The organism is Mycobacterium szulgai, from assembly GCF_002116635.1.
Classification (GTDB): Bacteria; Actinomycetota; Actinomycetes; order Mycobacteriales; family Mycobacteriaceae; genus Mycobacterium; species Mycobacterium szulgai.
The window spans coordinates 1-1182 of sequence record NZ_LQPW01000121.1; the positions used below are offsets into that span (position 1 = coordinate 1).

Below are 1182 nucleotides of genomic sequence, written 5' to 3' on the forward strand. Positions count from 1 at the left end.
TCCCACCGGAGCCCCCGGCACCACCCGCGCTGAGCAGGCCGCCTGCCCCGCCGGCGCCGCCGGGCGCCCGAACGCCCGCGGCGGAGATCCCGCCGTCGCCACCAACACCGGCGGCGCCGGACAACAGCCCCGCGGCCCCACCGCGGCCGCCCGCCCCGCCGGTAACGCCGTTCGCGCCGGTCCCGCCCGTTCCGCCGTTGCCGAAGAGCAGTCCGCCGTCGGTTCCGTTAGCGCCGGTCCCGGGAGCCCCATTGGCGCCGTTGCCGATCAACGGGCGTCCCAGCATCGCCTGGGTTGGCGCGTTGATCGCATCGAGTACGGCCTGGTTGGAGGTCAGGATGCCCGCGGCGCCGGTTGCGCCCTGCGCGCCCGCTGGGGTGCCTGGCCCGAAGTTGCCGCCGTTGCCGCCGGTGCCGAACAGCTGGGCGTCGCCGCCCCTGCCACCGCTACCGCCGGGCATGCCGGGGCCGAACTGGCCCGAGCCGCCGTTACCTCCGTCACCAATCACCGCGGCCCGTCCGCCGGCGCCGCCGTTGCCGCCCGCGCCGCCGGCCCCGCCGAGGGCGCCGTTGCCCCCAGCGCCGCCGTCGCCGAAGAGCCCCAGAGCGTTGCCGCCCTTGCCGCCGGTACCGCCGACAGTGCCGATCCCGCCGTTGCCGCCGGTACCGCCGGAGCCGGCGATTGCACCACTATTACCGCCATTGCCGCCGGTGCTTCCGGCAGCGGCTCCCCCGCCCCCGGCATGGCCGCCGTCGCCGCCGGTGCCGAACAGCATTCCGGCGTTGCCGCCGTTGCCGCCGATCCCGCCGACAGCGCCGGGGGCGCCAGTGGTACCGCCGGCGCCCCCGGCGCCGCCGTCGCCGTAGAACACACCGCCGTTGCCGCCGATACCGCCCGTGCCGCCCGCGCCGGCGCCGCCGGCACCGCCGGCCCCGCCTGCCCCACCGGTGCCGAACAGCGCGCCGGCTGCGCCGCCTGCGGCGCCGGCCCCGCCGACGCCAAAGCTCAGCGCGCCGGCGCCGCCGGCGCCACCGGTCCCAAACAGGGTCGCGGCATTGCCGCCGAGCCCGCCGGCCCCGCCGGCGCCGGCAGCGACGCCGCCGGCGCCCCCGGCGCCGCCATTGCCGTAGCAGAGACCGCCGTTGCCGTCGGTGCCCCCGGCCCCGCCGGCAGCGGCGGGGG

1 pseudogene is annotated in these 1182 nt (G+C 79.6%); it reads right to left on the minus strand.

The annotated features are described in order from the left end of the window. Positions 1-1182 (minus strand): annotated as a pseudogene (locus tag AWC27_RS17100) (PE family protein); the annotation flags it as partial.